We start from the raw sequence: 1327 nt of genomic DNA, 5'->3' as shown, positions 1-1327 counted from the left end.
GGTTGTGGTTGGCGGGTTCGGGAAGTGACTTGTCCGAAGAGCCGGTTGTCGGGGTTGGGCCGGTCGCGCTGGATGTCAGAGTCGCCCCCGTGTGTCCTCCCGGGCCCGCCGCCGGTGCCTGCTGTCGTTCGTCGGCGGTCATGACTCGCCAGACGTGGTCGGCGAGGCGGCGTTTGAGGCAGCGCATCGCTTCTTTGCGGGTTTTGCCTTCGGCGATCTTGGTGTCGTAGTAGACGCGCCCGCGGGTTCCGGGCATGCGCACTTGCGTCAACGCGATCGTGTGCAGCGCGTTGTTCAGCCGGCGGTCGCCCTGGCGGGACAGGCGATGGCGTGTCCTGTCGGCGCTGGCGATCTCGATCGGCGCGGTGCCGGCGTGGACGGCGAAGGCCGCCGCGGTCGGGAATCGCGAGGCCCGGCCGGTGCGCCCGAGCAGCCTCGCGGCCACCGCCGGCCCGACCCCGGCGACGCCGGGCAGGCTGCTGCCGGACTCGGCGACCGCGTCCTGCATCCGCTTGCGGTTGGTCTTCAGGCGGGTGTCGAGCGCGCGGATGTCGTCGACCAGGTCCCGTGCGAGGTCTTTGCGGGCCCGCTCCGCCGGCGAGGCCGGGCGTATCCCCGCGAGCATCCCGGCCGCCCGCTCGGCGGTCAGCTCGGCGGGCGCGCCGCCGGGCAGCAGGTCGCGCAGCAGCGCGTGAAGCTGGTTGACCGTCCGGGTGCGCTGCCGCGTCAGGTTGCTCCGCCGTTCGTCGAGCATCCCCAGCACCGTCGAGGACCCCTCCGCGGCGACGGGGATCCCGTCGCCCTGCAGGGCGGCCACGCTGGCCGCCGCCGCCGCGTCCAGGGCGTCGTTCTTCCGGCGGCCCCGCGACAGCTGCCGCACCCGCGCGGTCGCCGTCGGGGGAACGTCCACGACGGTCTCGCCCCGCGCGATCAGCCACTGCGCCAGGTGACGGCCGAGCCCCCAGGCGTTCTCCACCGCCCACCGGCGCTCCCCGAACCGCCGAGCCCAGACCAGCAGCCTGCGGTATTCCGGCAACGCCGCCTCGACGCGCACCGTGCCCAACGTGGTGTGGGCGCCCGGCTCCAGCACCGCCGCCGTGTGGCTGGACTTATGCGGGTCGACCCCGATCACGACCATCAACCGCGTTCCTTTCCTGCACCGTACAAGGGAAACCGCGGTCGACATTCCGACTTCCAGCTTATCGCGCCCGAACCTCTGTTGAGTCAAACCGCGGCCGGCGCCGGGCCAGGACGCACACCCTCAACGAGCCAGCCCCCACGGGCGGCAGGAATCTCACGAGCGACCCCGACCCGACACCTCCGGCAG

General features: G+C 72.9%; 1 protein-coding gene. It reads right to left on the bottom strand.

Going from position 1 to position 1327, the window contains the following annotated elements; translation table 11 throughout:
• A partial coding sequence (locus ACFORO_RS46620; protein WP_377896788.1) for an IS110 family transposase occupies window positions 1-1138 on the bottom strand: 1138 nt, incomplete at its 3' end.
• Window positions 1139-1327: the final 189 nt, after the last annotated feature.

Source organism: Amycolatopsis halotolerans (assembly GCF_042647905.1).
GTDB lineage: Bacteria > Actinomycetota > Actinomycetes > Mycobacteriales > Pseudonocardiaceae > Amycolatopsis > Amycolatopsis halotolerans.
This window is presented reverse-complemented; position numbering and strand designations above follow the sequence as displayed.